The 20,258-nt window shown below is 36.6% G+C and carries 15 protein-coding genes and 1 riboswitch; of the genes, 1 reads left to right on the plus strand and 14 read right to left on the minus strand.

The window, feature by feature from the left end:
* Positions 1-30: 30 nt before the first annotated feature.
* The 10 genes from AB4Y30_RS15780 to AB4Y30_RS15825 all read right to left on the minus strand — a co-directional run bounded on the left by AB4Y30_RS15780 (position 31) and on the right by AB4Y30_RS15825 (position 14,077).
* Entirely contained in the window at positions 31-735 is a 705-nt protein-coding gene (locus AB4Y30_RS15780) for a DUF1028 domain-containing protein (RefSeq protein ID WP_368653135.1), read from the minus strand.
* 201 nt (positions 736-936) lie between these two features.
* Positions 937-2,538, minus strand: a complete 1,602-nt coding sequence (locus AB4Y30_RS15785) for an ABC transporter substrate-binding protein (protein WP_368653136.1) — start codon at positions 2,536-2,538, stop codon at positions 937-939.
* Between the two features lie 205 nt (positions 2,539-2,743).
* Positions 2,744-4,339 carry an ABC transporter substrate-binding protein gene (locus tag AB4Y30_RS15790; protein WP_368653137.1) on the minus strand — a complete coding sequence of 532 codons (1,596 nt, stop codon included), beginning with the start codon at positions 4,337-4,339 and terminating at the stop codon, positions 2,744-2,746.
* A gap of 361 nt (positions 4,340-4,700) precedes the next feature.
* Positions 4,701-4,818: riboswitch (SAM riboswitch) on the minus strand.
* Positions 4,819-4,911: 93 nt separating this feature from the next.
* Positions 4,912-6,501 carry an ABC transporter substrate-binding protein gene (locus tag AB4Y30_RS15795; RefSeq protein ID WP_368653138.1) on the minus strand — a complete coding sequence of 530 codons (1,590 nt, stop codon included), beginning with the start codon at positions 6,499-6,501 and terminating at the stop codon, positions 4,912-4,914.
* A gap of 261 nt (positions 6,502-6,762) precedes the next feature.
* Complete coding sequence (locus AB4Y30_RS15800; protein WP_368653139.1) at positions 6,763-8,340, minus strand: ABC transporter substrate-binding protein; 1,578 nt, start codon at positions 8,338-8,340, stop codon at positions 6,763-6,765.
* 57 nt (positions 8,341-8,397) lie between these two features.
* Positions 8,398-9,978: an ABC transporter substrate-binding protein gene (locus AB4Y30_RS15805; RefSeq protein WP_368653140.1), complete on the minus strand. Its 1,581-nt coding sequence runs from the start codon at positions 9,976-9,978 to the stop codon at positions 8,398-8,400.
* 282 nt (positions 9,979-10,260) lie between these two features.
* Complete coding sequence (locus AB4Y30_RS15810; RefSeq protein ID WP_368653141.1) at positions 10,261-10,854, minus strand: cysteine dioxygenase; 594 nt, start codon at positions 10,852-10,854, stop codon at positions 10,261-10,263.
* A gap of 150 nt (positions 10,855-11,004) precedes the next feature.
* Entirely contained in the window at positions 11,005-11,691 is a 687-nt protein-coding gene (locus AB4Y30_RS15815) for a GntR family transcriptional regulator (RefSeq protein WP_368653142.1), read from the minus strand.
* Between the two features lie 368 nt (positions 11,692-12,059).
* Positions 12,060-12,872, minus strand: a complete 813-nt coding sequence (locus AB4Y30_RS15820; protein ID WP_368653143.1) for a VOC family protein — start codon at positions 12,870-12,872, stop codon at positions 12,060-12,062.
* 41 nt (positions 12,873-12,913) lie between these two features.
* Positions 12,914-14,077 (minus strand): NAD(P)/FAD-dependent oxidoreductase, encoded by a 1,164-nt coding sequence (locus AB4Y30_RS15825; RefSeq protein ID WP_368653144.1) that lies wholly within the window; start codon positions 14,075-14,077, stop codon positions 12,914-12,916.
* Positions 14,078-14,251: 174 nt separating this feature from the next.
* Between AB4Y30_RS15825 and AB4Y30_RS15830 the strand changes: the two genes are divergently transcribed.
* Positions 14,252-15,727 carry a M81 family metallopeptidase gene (locus tag AB4Y30_RS15830; RefSeq protein ID WP_368653145.1) on the plus strand — a complete coding sequence of 492 codons (1,476 nt, stop codon included), beginning with the start codon at positions 14,252-14,254 and terminating at the stop codon, positions 15,725-15,727.
* Between the two features lie 26 nt (positions 15,728-15,753).
* On the opposite strand, the gene AB4Y30_RS15835 is transcribed toward AB4Y30_RS15830, so the two are convergent.
* The 4 genes from AB4Y30_RS15835 to AB4Y30_RS15850 form a co-directional block, all read right to left on the minus strand.
* Entirely contained in the window at positions 15,754-16,143 is a 390-nt protein-coding gene (locus tag AB4Y30_RS15835) for an SLAP domain-containing protein (protein ID WP_368653146.1), read from the minus strand.
* 82 nt (positions 16,144-16,225) lie between these two features.
* Positions 16,226-17,035: a VOC family protein gene (locus AB4Y30_RS15840; protein WP_368653147.1), complete on the minus strand. Its 810-nt coding sequence runs from the start codon at positions 17,033-17,035 to the stop codon at positions 16,226-16,228.
* Between the two features lie 17 nt (positions 17,036-17,052).
* Positions 17,053-18,474 (minus strand): amidohydrolase, encoded by a 1,422-nt coding sequence (locus AB4Y30_RS15845; RefSeq protein ID WP_368653148.1) that lies wholly within the window; start codon positions 18,472-18,474, stop codon positions 17,053-17,055.
* Between the two features lie 91 nt (positions 18,475-18,565).
* Positions 18,566-20,140 carry an ABC transporter substrate-binding protein gene (locus AB4Y30_RS15850; protein WP_368653149.1) on the minus strand — a complete coding sequence of 525 codons (1,575 nt, stop codon included), beginning with the start codon at positions 20,138-20,140 and terminating at the stop codon, positions 18,566-18,568.
* Between the last annotated feature and the right edge of the window lie 118 nt (positions 20,141-20,258).

The following is a 20,258-nucleotide window of genomic DNA, read 5'->3' on the forward strand; positions in this document are numbered from 1 at the left end:
CTAGTATAAAGTGACACCCTTAAATGTCAACTACTTTTCTTCTTCAATTAAACCAACCTTTTCCATAGCTGCACGATCATTAATACCAGCTGGATTTTTCTTTGTTGGCATTAATTTCATACGAGGGACTAATTGCTCCTGTGCTAAAGTAAATATACGACGTAATTCTTGTACAGGATCTACATGCTCATCTACTCGCAAGTCCATATACGGATACTCTTCCTCGTTAACAACATATAATGCAGCGGATTGACGCCCACGTTTATCTCCGCCTGCCGCTTGAGCAGCTTCTAAAGATTTCAACAGACGTTCTGATAAATCCATATCTATATTTTCTTCAAATGTTTCTGCCATTGCTAATACGGTATCCTCACCAACCAGCATATTACCCATTGCTACATAATTTTTCCCTGTTCGATGTCCAAACCAACCAACACAATTCTCACCTGTATGTACAGCAACATTTCCTTTTGCATCTACTACACTAACCTGGCGTACATCAATTGCTGGATCTTGAGCTAACACATGCTGCAATGCTTCCTCAGCTGTCATTCCCTGCTCTAATGCTTTTAAACCATTAATTCCTAGATATGGATTACTTGATGCTTGAGATGTAACTGCGCCAACTCCTGCTTTTGCATATGGACAGCGACTACCAACACCAATTACCCTTGTAGAGATTGCAATACCAAATTGTCCTGTTTTCTCACATCTTGCCGTAATAGAAAAAGTCATTATATGCCTCCTCATCCTATGAACATCATACTTCTAAATATATTGTAACTTAGACTTCAATGGCTTACCATTACTTTTCAAAAACTTAAGAACTCTGCTCAAGCTTAGTAGTACTTCTCTCGCTTGTAGAGTAGTTGCCAAACAACCAAAAGATGCCAGGCTTTGCATCATCTAACATCTGCAAGCCTGACATCGATTATTTTATTTATTCACGGAAGTATTCCACGGAAGAGGTCCCGGATTTGTTTGTAACCCTTCTACATATTTCTGTGCGACAACAATACGTCCATGATGACCAAATAAGGTTGCTGGCACATACTCATCCCATAAAAATGCTTGTAATTCTTCCCAATGTGCTTTTGCTTCTTCTTGTGTAGTGGATAAACGAATTGCATCTTTTAATTCCGTAATTTTCGGATGATCTGTACCACCAAAGAAGTTTGGATCAAGTACTAATAACTGAGAAGGCGATGTAACAAATGCTGTTCCTGTAATAAACATATTCCATTTTGTTGTATCATCTAAATTCCCAATAACAGTTGCCCAATCATACACATCTAATTTTACATTGAAGCCAGCTGCTTCTAGCTGAGACTGTGTTACAATTGCCGCATTGTAATGGTAATCATAATCACGTGTAACCATTAAAACAATTTCTTCTCCATTATATCCTGCTTCTGCTAATAATTCTTTTGCACGCTCCGGGTTGTTCTGATTATAGGAGTCTGCACCAGCAGCCGTCGCCCAGCTCACTTGATCTGCACTTAAGAAACCATTGTCTAATGAATACATAGCTTCATTCACAAAGCTTGCTTGCATGATTTCTTCCATATTTAAAGCAGCATTCACCGCTTGACGCATTTTTTCATCTGCCATAAAACCTTCAATTTTATTATAAATTAAAGTATGCGTCCCTGAAGAACCTGGATAGATAGTTAAATCCGAATTATTATTTAATTGCTCATAACTATCATATGCCATATTGTCCGCAATATCATATTCCCCAGTTTGAATTCCTGCTAAACGAGTGGAATCATCCGGAACAAAATAGTAGTATAAATCATCCACTAGTACTTCACGTTTCCCTACCATCCCACTCGGTTCACCTTCAGGAGACACATATTCTTCAAATTTTGTTAATTTAATATATTGATCTTGTTTCCATTCATCAAACTGAAACGGCCCCGTACCTACATACTCTTCTACACCTTCTGCTGGCGCAGCCTCAATAATTTCTTTTGGCATAATTGGCGTATATTGCCCGCGCCCTAATCCTGCAATAATATCTAGTAAATCAGCCATTGGTTCTTCCATTTCGATAACTACTGTATATTCATCTTCCTCTTTAAAAGCATTTTCTTCTAAGATGTCTTTAATTGGTGAACGATCTAACCATCTGTTCATGGAAGCTACTACATCTTCTGCTTTCATTTCTTTTCCATTATGGAACTTCACACCTTGACGTAAATGGAATGTATATGTAGTTCCATCTTCGCTTCGATCAATCTTTTCTGCTAATAATGGCTTTGCTTCTAAATTCTCATCTAAAGCAACAAGTGATTCAAAAATATTTCTACTGATTTCCATTGAAACAATAGCAGTTGTTACATGCCCATCTAATGTCGGTGGTTGGGCATTAACCGCAATCTTTAATTCTCCACCTTGCTCTGCTGTTTCATTCACTTTATTTGAATCTTCATTGTTTTCATCTTTTGTTGTATTAGCGTCATTATCACTACATGCTACAACAAATAAAGAAAGTAGAAATAAAACAACTATTGCTTTAATTGCTTTCTTCCCCATTTTCTTAACTCCCCCTATTTTAATCTTGATCTATAAAAAGTATAAAAATTCCGAATTTTATATCCGGATTTTTTATATTCATCTAACGACTATAGATCTTTCCTTTGTTTAGAGCTTGGAAAAAGCCCCTATTCATCTTAAGCAATCGAATGATGCTTGTCAAATGAATAAGGGCTTTTATTCCATGCTTATTCTTTGTTCACTTTTATTCTATAGTTACGTTCCAGAAAATCGGTCCGGAAAATGCTTCAATTCCTTCTACATTCTTTTGAGAAGCGTATAATCCATGATATGCACCTAAAGTGGATACAGGTAGTAGCTCTTCCCATGCATATAACTGTAAATCATCCCAAATTTCTTTTGCTTCTTCAATTGTTGGTGCTAACTCCAGGGCGCGCATTTGCTCATGTACATGTTCATCTTCAATTCCTGCTGCCCATGTTGGACTTAACCCTAAAAATTGTGGTGGGGTACTAACTGTTGAGAAGCCCATAATATATAAATCCCATGTGTCTGCTTCATATTGGCGACTATTGATCGTTGGCCAATCCACAATTTCCAACTTCACATTTACACCAATTCTGGTTAATTGCTCTTGAATTACTACTGCCGTATTATAATGATGATCATAATCTCTTGTCGATAACAGGCGAAGTTCTTCCCCTTGGTAATCACTTTCTGCTAGTAATTCTTTTGCTTTTTCCTGATTATTGATATTGTAATATTCTTTACCAGCATCACTCTTCCAAGTAACCAAATTATCATCCATATAACCTGATTTTAATGTGTAAAGATCTGGATTTGGAAATGCTGCATTCATTATTTCTTCAGAGTCAATTGCTGTATTTAATGCCTGACGTAGTTTGAAGTCACTTACAGGCCCTTCTATTGTATTAAAGATTAAAAATTGCTCACCACTTGCTGTAATGTGTGCGTTTAGGTTTTCATCATTTGTAACTAATTCATAGCTATCATATGGAATACCATATGCAAAATCATATTCTCCAGATTGAAGACCAGCTAAACGAGTTGATGTATCAGGTACGATGTAAAAGTAAATATCATCTATTAATGCTTCTTTTTTCCCTGATAACCCATCCGCTTCTTTATCTACTGCTTGATACTCATCATATTTTGTGAAATGGATATATTGATCTTGTTTCCAGTCTTCAAATTTATAAGGTCCTGTTCCGATATATTCATTTACAAAGTCTTCACCAGCGTCCTCAACTACTTCTTTTGGCATAATTGCTGGAGCCTGCTTTGATGTAGCAATCGTATCTAATGTCAGTGAAGATGCTTCTTTAAGCTCTAAAACAACTGTATAATCATCTTCTGCTGTCCATGTTGCATCGCCAAAAATAGAACCTGTAATAGTTGATTTGGTTAACCATCTTTCCATAGAAGCAATAACATCTTCAGCAGTCATTTCTTTGCCATTATGGAATTTAATACCTTCTCTTAATTTAAATACATATGTTTTATTATCCTCTGTTTCAACAGATTCTGCTAACATTGGAACTGGCTTAAATTCTGCATCTGTTGTTAAAAGTGTTTCAAATATCAGTCTAGAAGTATCTCTGCCTGATGTTGATGTATTTGCCGGCTGATCTAAGTTAGGCGGTTGAGCATCTAATGCAATACGTAATCTATTTTCTGCAGCTTCTTCTTGGTTTGCTGCTTCACCTGAATCTTTTTCATTATCACTATCTGAATGACTATCCTTACTTTGTCCACATCCTACAGCAATAATTGCTACTGCAAGTAAAATAAAAAATAAACCTTTTCTAAATAAATTCATGTCTTATCCCTCCCGATTTATACCTAGAATTCACATTTGTTTACTAGGTTTTAAAGCTATGTAAAGCTTGATTTTACTGCTAATCCCTTTTCTGGAAGTCAAGAAAAGCGTAGAGCGCCCGTTTAAAAACGTAGAGATTGGAGTGGCACAACCGAGATAAAGGAAACACGGTGAGGTCACGAACCGATGTTGACTTATTGTAGGGCGTGACGCGAAATCTCTTAGTTTTTGGCGCTCGGAGCTAGACAGCGCTATCTCCGAATAAGAATTAATTTGTGCAAAACTTTATACCTTCTTACTCAACTAAAAAACCTCTTCCATCAAAGGAAGAGGCTATATCATGATAAATTATCCGCGCTCTTCCTTATCTTTCAAGCTTATTTGCTTGCTGGAATTGGCACCTTATCGAATACTTCTTAATTATTCGATGGTTGCTGCAGGATCGTAGGACCAGTTCCTCCCCTGACTCTTGATAAGGAATTATCTTTTTAAATTGTGAATTAATCATATATGAAGTCTATTATTATTGTCAAGCACTTAAATAATAGAATCATTTTTCTGAAAACTAATACCTATTCCCCAATTGTTACATTCCAAAAAATTGGACCTGAGAAGGTAATGATTCCTTCAACTTTATTACTTGATGCATATAAGCTATTATAACTTCCAAATGTCGTAACAGGCAGAAGCTCTTCCCATGCATAGCGTTGTAAATCTTCCCATATTTCTTGAGCTTCTTCTGTTGTCGGCGCTGTTTCTATAGCTTTCATATCTTCTACAACTTTCTCATCATTGACTCCACCAGCCCAAGTTGGACTTAATCCAAGGAATTGTGGTGGTGTACTTACCGTTGAGAAAGAAATTACATAGGCATCAAATGCATCAGTATCATCTTTAAGCTGTGTCACCGTTGGCCAATCATAAATTTCTAATGTCGCATTTATTCCAATTTGAGATAATTGATCATGGATGACAACTGCTGCATTATAATGATGATCATAATCACGAGTCGCTAAGATTTTAAATTCTTCGCCGTTGTAATCCATATCTTCCAACATCTGTTTTGCCTTTTCTGGATCATTGATATTATGATATTCCTCTCCAGCATCACTTGCCCAACTGACGATGTCTTCGTCCATATAACTGGAATGTAACCAAAACAGGTCTTCATTCGGATAAGCTGCCATCATAATTTCTTCAATATCTAGCGCTGTATTAATTACTTCACGCATTCTAACATCAGCAGCTGGCCCCTTCTCTTTGTTATAAGCTAATAATTGTACTCCAGTTACATCAAGATGAGTATTTATATTTTCATCACGATTAACTTGTTCATAGCTGTCATAAGGAACACCATAAGCAAAGTCGTATTCCCCTGTTTGTAAACCAGCTATACGTGTAGAGGCATCTGTAACAATATAGAAGTAAATATCATCCACTAAAGCCTCTTTCTTTCCAGCTAAACCATCTGCTGGCTCCTCTAAAGCACTATAATCATCAAATTTTGTAAAATGAATATATTGATCTTGTCTCCATTCTACAAATTGATAAGGGCCTGTTCCAATATATTCTGAAACCCCTTCAGCTGTCGCCGCTTCAACAACTTCTTTGGGCATAATTGCTGCTGCCTGTTTAGAAGATGCAATGGTATCTAAGGTCAGTGATGATGACTCCACTAATTCTAATACAACAGTGTAATTATCCTCCGCAGTCCAAGTTGCACCTTCAAAAATAGTTCCTGTAATTGCTGATTTCTCTAACCATCTTTCCATCGATGCAATCACATCTTCTGCAATCATTTCCTTACCATTATGAAATAAAACCCCTTCTCTTAGATGAAATACATAGGTCTTATTATCATCAGTCTCAACAGATTCTGCTAACATCGGAACAGCAGCATAATTGGAATCTGTTGTTAAAAGTGTTTCAAACATAAGTCTAGCTGTATCTCGAATTGCAGTTGGGGCAGCTGTCGGTTGATCCAAAGTTGGTGGTTGCCCATCTAGCGCAATTTTTAATACACTACCAGTATTTGCTTCATCATTGCTTGTTTCATCTGATTTATTTCCATCTACCTCTGATTCATTAGAGCTACAGCCTATAATAAAAAACACAATAGATGCTAGCATGACTAAGAATAGACTGCGTTTGGAAAATTTCATATTTGTACCCTCCTGTTGTCTTCAAAACTCATTATTCACATTAGTAAACTATGAATTAAAATTAAAAAATAAAATCGATCTCTAAACGAACGATTTAAAAGCCTATTTAATGATAAGAGCTGTGGCGGGGAATAAACTATAGACAATCCTAATCATTCCGCCACCGACAACTATTTTATTTTTTCTTAGATAGGAAAATATAAAAATTGTGCAATTAATGCTTATTCAAAGATAGCACTGTCTAACTTTGCACTTTTCTTATTATTCTACTAGCTTTGTATTCCAAAGAAATCCACCTTCGAATTCAGAGAAATCAACTACTTTATCTGTAGTAACAATGACATTACTATATTGTCCAAGGATAGAAATTGGTAAATAGTCTGCCCAGGCAAATTCTTGCAGTTCATCCCAATGCGACTTCGCTTCTTCCTGGTCTACTGCATCCTTAATGCCTGCTAGTAATTCATCAATTTTAGGATGTTCTGGCCAACCTACCCAATCATAGTTCAAGAATAATAAGCTTGAAGGGGTGACAGGAGTAGCAGTTCCATTAATATGCAAATCCCATAATTCTGGATCCTGGCGCATTTCTAATACGGTTGGCCAATCATAAAGCTCTAATTCCACATTGATTCCTACTTGTTCTAGTTGCTCCTGTAAAACGACAGATGCATTATAAATAAATTCGTAATCACGTGAAGTTAGGAGCGTGATTGGTTCTCCATTATAATCCGATTCTTCTAGTAACTGTTTTGCTTTCTCTGGATCAGCTTGATTATAGAACTCACTTCCATTATCGCTATACCAATTCGTTCGATCCTTCGTCATATATCCAGAATCAATTTCAAAAAGATCTTCATGCACGAATCCAGCCTGCATTATATCATCGGAATTAATCGCCGCATTGAGTGCATGCCTAAATTTCTGATCAGTCGCCGGTCCTTCCTTTTTGTTATACGACAGAATAAGGCTACCAAAATGGTAAGGACGGGTACTTAGTGCTTCATCTTGTAAAAGTTGCTCATATTGATCATTCGAAACATCATACACAATATCAAATTCTCCAGTTTGTAAACCGGCAAAGGTTGTGCTTGGATCCGGTACAATCATAAAATAAACATTGTTGATAAAGGCTTCTTTTTTACCACTAAACCCATCTGCAGGTGCATCTACTGCCACATAATCCTCAAACTTTTCTAAATGGATATACTGATCCTGACGCCACTCTTTAAACTGAAAAGGTCCGGTACCAATATACTCTGTGACTCCACTTGCTTCTGCTGTATCAACTATTTCTTTAGGCATGATCGCAGGAAATTGTACATGATCAGCCATAATTTCCAACACATCTGCAATCGGAGTTTCTAATTTTAAGAGAACCGTATAAGGATCCCCTTCTTCAAATACTGCGCCTTCTAATAATTTTCCACCTGCCGAGATGTCTAACCAACGATTCATCGATGCGACAACATCCTCAGCAACCATCTCTTTCCCATTATGAAATAACACACCTTCTCTTAAATGAAAGGTGTATGTCAGCCTATCATCACTTTGGTCAATTGTGTCTGCCAGCATGGGTACAGGTTGATACTCGGCATTTAATGTCACAAGCGTTTCAAAAATATTTCGAGCTACATGCGATGTTTTCGTCGCTGTGGACATCGGGGGATCAAGTGTTGGTGGCTGGATACTTATCGATACCCTAAGCTCCTCACTTTCACCGCTACCAGTATCCTCACCATTCGCTTGATTTGATTCATTCTCTGTACTTTGACAAGCGGCTAAAACCAACATCATAATCAACAGGCCAAGTACAGATTTAAACCTTGAAACTACCATTCTATAATTCCTCCTTGCAAACATCATTTTCATAAATTACATGAAACCTCATCTTTTCTATTCTTCTATTGTCACATTCCAAAACAACGGTCCAAGTGGCGATTCCAAACCTTGTACCTTATCACTTATCCCATACAATGTACTTGTTCCACCTAAATTAATAACCGGTAAGTAATCCCAGTTATACGCTTGTAAGTCTTCCCAAATTTCTCTTGATTCTTCAATGCTCGCTGCATTTTCAATCTCTTTTATTTGATCTGTAATATAATTATCTGCAATTCCACCTGCCCATGTCGGGCTCAATGATAAGAGCTGTGGCGGAGTACTGACCATAGATAATCCTAATGGGAAAATATCCCATAATGTAGGATCCGCTTGGCGCTCTGTCTTTGTTGGCCAGTCAAATACTTCTAATTTTGTATTCATTCCGATTCTCTGAAGCTGCTCTTCCAGTACTACAGCCATTGTATACATATATTCATAATCACGTGTTGCCATTATTTTAATTTCTTCACCATCATACCCAGCTTCTTCTAATAATTCTTTTGCTTTCTCTTGATTATTTTGATTAAAGTGCTCGCTGCCAGCATCGCTTTTCCAAAATGGTAAATCTACATGCATATAACTTGGATCTAACCAATAAAAGTCTTTATTTGGAAATGCAGCCATCATCACTTCATCATAATCTAATGCATAATTAATCGCTTTACGAATTGTTGGGTTTGAGACAATTCCTTCCGTTAAATTCAATTTAAAAATCATGTTAGATCCAGGGATTAAAATCGGGTCTATACCATCTGTGTTTTGCAATAACTCATAATTATCATAAGGAATATTATAAGCAAAATCATATTCTCCTGATTGTAAACCAGCCAAACGTGTAGAACTATCTGATACTAAATGAAAATAAATATTATCTACTAACGCTTCTTTCTTACCACCTAGACCAGTCGCTGGTAAATCTACTGCTTGGTATTCCTCATGCTTTGTAAAATGAATGTATTGATCCTGTCTCCACTCTTCTAATTGATAAGGACCTGTTCCAACATATTCCTCTATGCCTTCTGCTGGTGCCGCATCAACAATCTCTTTTGGCATAATTGCTGGTGCTGCTTTTGCAGTTGCTAATGTATTTAAGGTAAGCGATGAAGGGGAAGCTAATTCAAGTTCTACTGTATATTCATCTATTTCTGACCATGTTGCTGTTTTAAATAATTCTCCAGACACACTAGAAACCTCTGCCCAACGCTCCATTGATGCGATCACATCTTCTGCTTTCATTTCTTTTCCATTATGGAACTTAATTCCTTGTCTTAAATGAAAAATATAATTTTTATTATCTTCACTAATGTCAATTTTTTCAGCAAGCATCGGAATTGGTTCAAAATCTGCATCCGTTGTAACAAGCGTTTCAAACATCAGCATTCCTGTATCACGAGAAGTTGTTGCCGCAGTTCTCGGAATATCCATTGTTGCCGGCGTTGCATCCAACGCTATATTTAATACTGATTCTTCATTTGGATTTGCATTGTTACTTTCTATATCTTCAGTTTCACTGTCATCATTGTTCCCACAAGCAGTGAGACCTATCGTAATTAATAATAATATTATAAATACCGGTCTAAACAATTGCTTCACATCTAATTCCTCCCCTGTTTTTTTATGCTCTCTTATTTTGATAAAATCGAGTATACCATACTTTTCCGATAAAACAACTATGAATTGATTTCAAAATAATATTTTATTTATAAAATCATGTCTAATACACTAATTGAGAAAGGGTTACAATATATAATACTTAAGTTGTGAATTTGATTTAATTAATCATTTTTAATGGATACTTAAGAAAAAAACGGAAGCCTTTCATATAAAATAAGCCATAAAAAAACGGGTGGAGAATCTCCTACCCGTTTATGTTAATTAAATTGTGATTAACGATTCAGTTGTATAACCTACTGGATGGTCATGAACCGTATAAATATTATCTTCCTCAGTAGATTTAAATACTTTAAAATGACGAAGCTGTTTCCCATATACATGAATAGTAACAACTGTATCATTGCCTTCAGGCTGTAATATATGACAATCTGCTGGAGGCAAAAGCTCTCCTGTACTGAGTGCATTTAAATTCATCGTTCCAGAATAACTTAATTTCACCTTATTGTCTTCTGGATAAGATTCCATTTGTAAATAATTATGGATACGCATTCTTCCTGTTACAATACCTTCTACTCCCCATGTACCATCATGATCATGTAATCCTGTCCTCTGTCCTGGCTCCCATATTAAGGCAAGGATTTCAAATCGATCTTGAGGATCACGATATAAAGAATGACGTGCATACTGATTCTTATCAGATTGAAGCGCCTCGATAGGGATTGGATTTTCTGACTGAATGAACTTGCTGACATAACGCTCGGTTCTTTCCACCCTTTCACTATCTAATTCTGTCTCTTCAACAATTTGCGTGATATCATTAACTAGATCTTTAAGTGAATAATTTTTTTCGTCCATTATATATTCTCTCCCCTTATCCGCAATGCTTAAGATAACATTCTGAAGTAGTCTCATATGGCATTGAGTACTCTATAAATACTGACATCAGAAGTATCTTGTAGCAAAGCGATAAATTTAGTAATTATATTAGATATAAACCATTTCACTTTATTCAAAGCTTTTATAAGCTTTAACAGCCTTAATTACTTGATCCAGACTTGAAAGGATATGTTCTATCATGGCTAATTCAGCACCTACTTTATCCCCTTTAGCCATAAAATTAAAGATATGTTGATGTTCTTCTCCTGCCTTAAGAATTTTATCCAAGTTTGTCGTAGGAATTAAACGTCTATATCTGTGAATATGGTCGTTTAGTTGATATAAAATATTACTGACCGTCTTATTCCTACTCATGTTATATATATAAGTATGAAACTGACCACCATAATAGAGAATGTTATCAATTGCTCGATCTTTAGGGGTTTCCTTAATCATATGTATAATATTAGACAACTCCTGAAGGTCTTTATCAGTTGCATTTTCAGTAGCCTCTAAAATAGCAATCCCCTCTAATCTACTTCGAACATGAAAAATTTCACTAACTTCCTTAACAGATACAGGCGCGACTCTTAAACGTCCATTAACTTGTCTAACAACCAATGTTTCGAATTCAAGTCTTTGTAAAGCCTCTCGTAAAGGAGTACGACTAATCCCTAGCTCATTGGATATAGTCTCTTCAACAATTGGCTCACCTGGATGAAGTTGACCTTCAATAATTCTTTTTTTTATTTCAAAATAAGCGATATCTTTCGTGGAAATTCTTCTGTTTTGGGGATTACTGTTAACAATCCTCATAAGCATCCTCCATATATTAGTATAATTGTATACAATTATACTAATATACTAAAACCCAATTCGTCAATATTATTCAGATAATTCCCTGGAATAATATTATTCTGGCTAATAATCTTATTTGCTAAGACTCTAAGCTCCTTTACAGGCATTTACCATTCTATATTGTCCTGTATGAGAATTTTTCACTTTTTTTCATATTCATGATTAAACTTGAATACAAAACTTCTTTTATTTCCTCAATAAAATACACCCTATAAAATAGTCTTTTTTAATGACTACTTTATAGGGTGTTTTATTGTAGTGTAATTGAATGCCTGACTTCTTAGACATAGAAGCATACACTTTTATCTTAACAACTAAATCTACAACTATTTCTCTTCTAAATGATAACGTCCGCCTGAGATTTCGAAGTCTTTCGCTATGTTTCCTTTAAAATTCACCTGGAACGGTTTTTCTCCACGCTCTTTTAGGATATTAGCTACTAATCCTTCACCAATTGGTTCACAGAAAACAAGATTTCCTCCTGGTAACCCCAATGTGCGACATGTTGCTTGAAGTTTATCATCCACATATGCTTCGCCAATTTCAGGTAAGTCCAGCCATTCCGACCAATTCTTAATCACCTGATTCACATCATGTACCGCAAAATGCACATGCGAAAATTCCGCTTCTGTATCGTGTGGCGCAATTACTCCACGTTTTGTTAGATCCTCTCTTCTCTCAGCGTCTGATTCATTCCATTGAATAATATATGGAAGCTGGAGGTCTTCATCTTCTTTACCAATAAAAAGCAAATTCCATTCTAATAATGTACCATCTGGACGTTTTCTACTTAATGGAACTGGACCATTTACGGTTAAGCCTTTACTGCGAAAATGTTCAGCTGCTTGCTGAATATCTGAAGTTCGTACTACAAAACGTACAAAACCTTCATTATAATCACTTTCTATAATCGTCTCAATCATACTATGCCTAGGGTGGTTCATTTGTTCAAGGGTTTGTTTATCCGATGTACCGATAATTTCAATATAGCTTAAATCAAAATAAGTAAGTACATTAAAAGTTGGCCGATTTCCATGCTTTCCTCCCTCTACCGCATGGATACCCTCTTCTTTTAAATCTGCAATTGCTTGATGTGGGTCTTCCATATAATGAACAAGATGATCAAATTGAAAATCCATTTTATCTAGCCCTCCATTATGATTTATTTCATGTTAATTTTTTAAACTTGCTGCACCTTACAAAAACGATCTGGTGAAAAAGGTGACATATCCATAAAAGTTTCTTTGCCAGCGACAATTTCCGTAATAACTCTACCAGACACAGGCGCTAACGCAATTCCGTCTCCTTCATGTCCAGCACAAATATAGAGACCTGGAAGCTGACTTATTGCTCCAATAATAGGTAAGCCATCTGCCGTAAATGGACGAAATCCTATAAACGCGCGAATGATACGAGTATCGGCTAGCTTTGGGAAAGCTTGTGCCGCTGCTGTACTTATTGCCCGCACAATAGCATCTGATGTACCTTGTTTAAAGCCCACAAACTCTCTAGAACCACCTATTAATATATTACCACTGGCAACTTGACCAATGACTAAGCCTACACCTGCTGGATTATTTGGATCCACTTCATTTCCTTTACTCTTCGCTGCTATATAGGCACCACTTAAAATATTTGAATGAAGTGTTGGTGGTAATTTTTCCGTCACTAGAATATGTCCTCGTCTAGGAATGATTGGAAGCTCAACTCCTAAGTCTTCAACTAATGGCGCCGTCCATACCCCTGTCGTTAAGATTACTTTATCTGCATATATTTTTTCTTTGTTCACTTCTACACCAATAACACGATCTCCCTCTGTTAAAATGCGTGTTACCTTTGCTCCATAGCGAACCTCAGCACCAAGACGCTCTGCCGCGTTCACCAGTTCAAAGCTGGCCTTCATAGAGTTTACTTTTGCGTCATCCGCACACCATGTGGCTCCAAGTAAATGCTCCCCTAATTCCGGTTGCTTTGCGCGTACTTCCTTTGTTGATAGTGAATCTATTTTTATTCCAAACTGGCGGAGCTGATCAGCGTGTTTTTCGACCATTTCCTTTTCCAGTTCATTTTCCATAATAATTAACCCGCCGCCTTTTTTATATTCTATATCGGCACCGAGCTCTTCTTCTAATTGCTCGTACATTTTCGAGCTTTCTATTGCTAAATTTAAAGTTGGCCCTGGCTTTTTTGTCTGCAGTAAAATTCCTTGATCACATGCAGAAGACGTCCCTGCAGCAATGTAATCACTCTCTAATAAAATGACATCCATCCCTGCCTTTGCTCCATAATAAGCAGTTGACGCACCAATGATCCCACCACCAACTACAATAACACGTTGACTCATATTTACTCCTCCACTCATTCCAAATCCATATATTAATTATAATGATTTCATATCTCCAATAATAGTAAATACTACTATGCTAATTATATTCTGAATTTACAACAAATTATTTCTTCTCTACTTTCCCTTATAGTAGAATAGATAAAAAGCATACACAAGGAGGAATTTTTTAGCATGAAAATTTTAATCGGGCAGCTTATCCATGAAACGAATACCTTTTCCAATGTACCTACAGATATTGCAAAGTTTAAAGAATGGGACTTACACTATGGTACAGATGTAATTCAAAAACACCGTGGAGTTCGTTATTATTTAGGTGGTATGATTGCCGCATGTGAAGATAATGGTATAGAATATGTACCAACATTATCCGCAATGGCCCTCCCTGCTGGTCTTATTCCAGAAGAAACATATTTACGTCTTAAAAACGAGTTGTTAGATGCAATTAGAAGCCAAGAATCCTTTGATGCGATCGCTTTATCTTTGCATGGTGCTGGTGTAGTAGAAGGAATTGACGATATGGAAGGCGATTTACTCCAAGCAGTTCGATCAGAAGTCGGTAGTGATATACCTATTGTTGTCTCCCTTGATTTACATGCAAATTTAACAGAACAAATGGTTTCAAATGCAGATATTACGCTCGGGAATATTTTGTATCCACATGAGGATTGTTATGAAATTGGCTACGAAACTATTACACTATTGAAACAATATACAGAAAGTAGAATCAAGCCAGTTACCCATTTAATAAACTTACCATTGATTATGCCAACTTATACAACAGAACTCTCTCCAATGAAAGATTTAAATGATGCATGCGCACAGGCAGAACAAGATGAAAAGGTTTTAGACTGTACCATTTATCATGGATTCCCATATACAGACATTGAACAAATGGGAGTGAGTGTGCTTGTCACTACGAATGATGATCCGGAGTTAGCAGAGCACACTGCAAAACAGATTGCTAGAGAAATTTGGAATGTTAAAGAAGAGTTATTTGTTAATCACCCTTCACCAGAGGGAGGATTAAAGCTAGCATTAGCCCATGAAGGAAACTCAGTAATCCTCAATGAAACTTCTGACAACCCTGGTGCTGGAACACCTGGGGATGGAACATATTTACTACGTGCCATGCTTGAAGCAAAAATCGAGAAGTCTTGCTTCGGATTTATGTGTGATCCAGAAGTTGCCAATATCGCACATAAAGCTGGAGCTGGTACGTATATTGATGTCAATCTTGGCGGTAAAACAGATGACTTACACGGAGAATCTTTAAAAGTACATGCCTATGTAAAATCACTTACAGATGGAAAATTTATTCAATCTTCGCCTATGGGACGTGGAAATCAGGTTAATCTTGGAAAGTCTGCCCGCTTAATTATTAACGGAGTAGACGTACTTGTAACCTCGATTAACACACAAGTAAAAGATGAAGTGTTTTTCACACTGCATGGCATTGATATTTCTGAGTATAAGGTAGTTGGTTTAAAATCAAGCAGTCATTTCCGGGCAGGATTTAATCCGATTAGCTCAAAAATTATTACCGTTGATTCACCTGGATTATCAACACTTGATCTATCGGTATTTCAAATTACGAAGCCAAAAATGGAATGCTATCCATTTCATGAAGTAAATCAGCTACCATTTTAACTTATCAATCCTAGCTACAGCTGTGGCTAGGATTGATTTTCGATTTCCACTATCCATGCTGTGTTTTTTGACTTATCTTCTGTTAGCATGGATTCTTTTTGAAAAACAAATGACCATGGCTGCCAAGCATTAGCTTTTATTTGTAAATCCGTTGTGAAACTTTCTCTCGCAATGGGTTCTCCATCTTGCGCTAATACTTCAACATGCACCTTTTTCAAATGAATCATCCTGTCATAACCATTCCCAATCAAAACGGTTGCAACAATTGCCCCATTTTTCTTATACTTCCCACGAAACAAGATAATAGATAACATATCTTGTTCTATGATTTTCCCACTCGCAAATTGAAGAAGGCGTTCCCTTTCTAAATCTGTGACTTGTTCGTCCCATACTGGATGAAAATCAATATTTGCCATATCACTCACCTCTTTTTCACAGTTTATCATAACACGAAAGGCGCGATTCTAATTAAAATCGCGCCTGAAAATATATGCTTATTTATTTCTTCTCATATCTCCCATTTGCCAGCTCAAATAAACCCTTTTCTTTTCCACCTGATAGATTCACTTGGAAAATTTTTTCTCCACGAGTTGCCAATACAGATGAAACAATACCTTCATCGATTGGGCTACAAAACTGCAGATTTCCACCTGGGAGGCTTAGCTTACGACATCTTGCTTGCAAAGCATCATCAACAAAAGATTCACCTAGTTCTTCAAGCTTTAAAAGACGTATCCATTTCCTCACCGTTTCATCTACATCATGTACTGCTAATAATACTTCTTTTAATAGGTAGTCTTCTTCATGTGGAGCAATAATCCCCTTGCTTGTTAATTCGTCTTTTCTCTCTTCTTCTGCCTCATCCCATTGAATAATATAAGGCATTTCTAATGTAGCATCATCCGTGCCTACATATAATAATTGCCAAGTGACTTCTGATCCATCTGGACGTTTTCGCGCGCGCTTCATTGGCCCGTTTACTGTTAATCCTTCTGCCTTGAAATGCGCTGCCGCTCGCTTGATATCATTAGTGCTGACAACTAAACGAGAGAAGCCCTCTGCGAAATCATCATTAATAATGGATTGCATCAATGTATGTGGTAAATGGTTGATCTTCGTAAAAACTTCTTTATCTTCTACACCAAAAAACTCGATATAAGATAAATCAAAATAACTTAATATATTATAAGAACCTAAATCAGGATGCTTCCCACCCATCACAGCATGAATTCCTTGCTCTTTTAGAAAAGGTATTGCCTGCTTTGGTTCATTCATATAATGTACAACATGATCAAATGTAAAATGCATATAGGGCACCTCTCAACTTAATTCTTTGGTTCCACACCATCCGGAATTGGACAAGTATATGGATTTTGCTTTCTAAACAAATCAAACTCTTGCTTCACTGTAGCTAATGCTTTCTCATTTTCAAACAAACGAATACCTGTTAGTGCTAGCGCTTCTGCCGCTCTCAGCATTCCTTTATTCGCAAAGTCACTTAGTCCTTGTGCTGTCATTTGCCATGTATGTAACGCCGTACCAATGGCTGCTGTAGCAGTAGTAACCTTCGCTGTAGGAACGACCCAGCTCACATCTGATAAATCCGTTGAACCAAATAATATTTCCTCGGATTCTACATAAGGAGCGATAAAGTCCGTTAAATATTTCCCTTCTAAATCACTTCCATCTCCTGTATAACCGAATCCTTTCATTCCTTGTATGTATCCTTGTTGCTCAGCTTCTGTCAAAGTATTCCATACATCCTTTGCAAAATCATTATCTGCTTCTGTAATTTCCACAGTTTCAGTTTTCTCTAAACTGTTATATAATATCTTTTCTAAAGCACGATTTGGAATGTACTCCGAACAAGCATTATGGAAGTTAATCGACAATTCTGTTTCTGTCATTATTGCTGCACCTTCAGCAACCTTACAAACACGTTCATAAATATGTTGCACTTGAGTACTCTTTGGAGCACGAATCATATATAATACTTCAGCTGTATCTTGAACCACATTCGGCGAAACCCCACCTGTATCTGTCACCGCATAATGCATGCGCGCTTCTGATGTAATATGCTCTCTTAAATAATTAGCCCCAACATTCATAATCTCTACTGCGTCTAGTGCACTTCTTCCTAATTCAGGTGAGATTGCTGCATGAGAGGAAGTTCCTTTAAATTTAAATTTTACCTGACAATAAGCCAAGCTCGTTAGACTCATAATTCCATTTACTGAAGATGGATGCCAGGTTAACGCAGCATCTACTCCGTTAAACAAACCATCACGTACCATAAATGTTTTTCCAGATCCGCCTTCTTCTGCAGGACAACCAAAATATTTAACTGTTCCAGGTAGATTATTTTCTTGCAAGTATTTTTTTACTGCACAAGCAGCAGCAAATGCTCCTGTTCCTAATAAATTATGACCACAGGCATGTCCAGCTTTCTCTGATCTTTCATATGCTAAATTAAATGCTTCTTGATTCAATCCTGGTAATGCATCATATTCACCGATAAATCCGATAACTGGAGAGCCGCTTCCATATGTTGCTATAAACGCTGTTTCCATATTTGCCACATTGCGCTCCACTGTAAAACCAGCTTCCTCACATTGTTTTGCTAAATAATCAGAGGATATAAATTCCGCAAATTTTGTTTCTGGATTTTCAAAAATAAACTTACTAATGTCTTTAAACTTTTCCTGATTGTCATTTAGAAAATGCCTCACATCTTTTTGCGATGTCATCAAATCCCTCTTTTCTTAAACCAATATAGGATATAAGTCGCTCCCCTCAAGCTTGGAAAGCGACTTATATCTCTGACCTATTTCTAAAACTTTATTCTGTGACACTCACATTCCAAAAAATCGGACCTGAAAATGCTGTCATTCCTTCAACATTACTTCTTGCAGCATCAAAACGATTATTACCACCTAATTGAACAACTGGTAAAAGTTCTTCCCAAGCATAAAGCTGTAACTCATCCCAAAGTTCTTGAGCTTCTTCTAAAGTTGTTGCCGTTTCAATTTCTGACATTAAATCAGTAACTTTTGAATCGTCAAAGCCTGCACCCCATGTCGGACTTAAAACAACTAATTGTGGTGGAGTACTTACCGTTTGTGATGAAGAAACAAATATATCCCACTCATTTGTTGCATTTGACTGCATCTCTAATGCAGTTGGCCAATCGTAAATCTCTAAAGATGCATTCATACCAATATTCTTCAATTGCTCTTGCACAACTACTCCAATATTATATAAGTGATCATAATCTCTTGTCGTTAAAATTCTTACTTCTTCTCCATTATAACCAGCTTCTTCTAATATTTCTTGTGCTTTTTCAGGATCATTCTGATTATAATATTCACTTCCAGCTGTGCTAGCCCAATTCGTTAATGCGACATCCATATATCCTGAATCTAGCCAATATAAATCTGGATTATGAAAAGCCGCTAACATAATCTCTTCACTATCTAAAGCAGTATTAATTGCTTCACGTATTTTAAAATCTGATGCAACACCTTCTACTGTGTTAAAAGCAATTAAATCATTTGCAGAAGGTGAAATAACTGCTTGTAAATCTGGGTTTTCTAATAGTTCCTCATAGTAATCAAATGACAGACCATATGCAAAATCATATTCACCTGTCTGTAATCCTGCTAGACGTGTCGTTGTATCTTGAACAATATGGAAGTATAAGTCTTCAAACAATACTTCCTTCTTTCCAATTAGTCCATCCGCTTCTCCCTCAGCAGATTGGTAGTCAGCAAATTTTTTCAAATGAATATATTGATCTTGTCTCCATTCTTCAAATTGAAAAGGCCCTGTCCCAATGTATTCTTCGACACCTTCATCTGGAGCAGCTTCCACTATTTCTTTAGGCATAATTGCTGCAGATTGCTTAGATGAAGCCAAAGTATCTAAAGTTAATGCGGAAGGTTGTTTCAGTTCCAACACAACCTTATAATCATCTTCCGCTGTCCATGTTGCACCATCAAAAATATTTCCAGTAATCGAGGATTTTTCTAGCCAACGATTCATTGATGCTACAACATCCTCTGCCACCATTTCTTTATCATTATGAAACATTACACCTTCTCGCAAATGGAAAGTGTACACCTTACCATCATCACTCACTTCTATTTCTTCTGCTAATTGTGGCACAGCCTGATAATCAGAATCTGTTGATACCAATGTTTCAAAAATTAAACGGCCAATATCACGCGTTACTGATGCTGTACTAATTGGCTGATCGAGTGTTGGAGGCTGCGAGTTTAATGCGACATTAAAAACTTCCTTTTTCTCTTCACTTGGATTGCCGTTATTATCTTCTTCTGTATTTGAACTACAACCTACTAATGCGACTATACCTACCAGGAAAATTAATGTGACTATACACTTAAATTTTTTCATTTTTGTACGCTCCTAATTGTGATAATTTATGTGTAAAACAAATCTCAAAACAGTATATCATACATTTCCGACAAAATAACTATGAATTGCTTTTGTTTTATTTTTTTAGATAATGGTA

The sequence above is a fragment of the Ornithinibacillus sp. 4-3 genome, from assembly GCF_040958695.1.
In the GTDB taxonomy this organism is placed as follows: domain Bacteria; phylum Bacillota; class Bacilli; order Bacillales; family Amphibacillaceae; genus CALAMD01.

Excerpts from the sequence above, each read along its gene's own strand:
- AB4Y30_RS15820 (WP_368653143.1), bottom strand. The coding sequence starts at position 12,872 with ATGGATTTTCAATTTGATCATCTTGTTCATTATATGGAAGACCCACAT.
- AB4Y30_RS15780 (WP_368653135.1), bottom strand. The coding sequence starts at position 735 with ATGACTTTTTCTATTACGGCAAGATGTGAGAAAACAGGACAATTTGGT.
- AB4Y30_RS15845 (WP_368653148.1), bottom strand. The coding sequence starts at position 18,474 with ATGACATCGCAAAAAGATGTGAGGCATTTTCTAAATGACAATCAGGAA.
- AB4Y30_RS15785 (WP_368653136.1), bottom strand. The coding sequence starts at position 2,538 with ATGGGGAAGAAAGCAATTAAAGCAATAGTTGTTTTATTTCTACTTTCT.
- AB4Y30_RS15840 (WP_368653147.1), bottom strand. The coding sequence starts at position 17,035 with ATGCATTTTACATTTGATCATGTTGTACATTATATGAATGAACCAAAG.
- AB4Y30_RS15815 (WP_368653142.1), bottom strand. The coding sequence starts at position 11,691 with ATGAGGATTGTTAACAGTAATCCCCAAAACAGAAGAATTTCCACGAAA.
- AB4Y30_RS15825 (WP_368653144.1), bottom strand. The coding sequence starts at position 14,077 with ATGAGTCAACGTGTTATTGTAGTTGGTGGTGGGATCATTGGTGCGTCA.
- AB4Y30_RS15830 (WP_368653145.1), top strand. The coding sequence starts at position 14,252 with ATGAAAATTTTAATCGGGCAGCTTATCCATGAAACGAATACCTTTTCC.
- AB4Y30_RS15790 (WP_368653137.1), bottom strand. The coding sequence starts at position 4,339 with ATGAATTTATTTAGAAAAGGTTTATTTTTTATTTTACTTGCAGTAGCA.
- AB4Y30_RS15850 (WP_368653149.1), bottom strand. The coding sequence starts at position 20,140 with ATGAAAAAATTTAAGTGTATAGTCACATTAATTTTCCTGGTAGGTATA.
- AB4Y30_RS15800 (WP_368653139.1), bottom strand. The coding sequence starts at position 8,340 with ATGGTAGTTTCAAGGTTTAAATCTGTACTTGGCCTGTTGATTATGATG.
- AB4Y30_RS15810 (WP_368653141.1), bottom strand. The coding sequence starts at position 10,854 with ATGGACGAAAAAAATTATTCACTTAAAGATCTAGTTAATGATATCACG.
- AB4Y30_RS15795 (WP_368653138.1), bottom strand. The coding sequence starts at position 6,501 with ATGAAATTTTCCAAACGCAGTCTATTCTTAGTCATGCTAGCATCTATT.
- AB4Y30_RS15835 (WP_368653146.1), bottom strand. The coding sequence starts at position 16,143 with ATGGCAAATATTGATTTTCATCCAGTATGGGACGAACAAGTCACAGAT.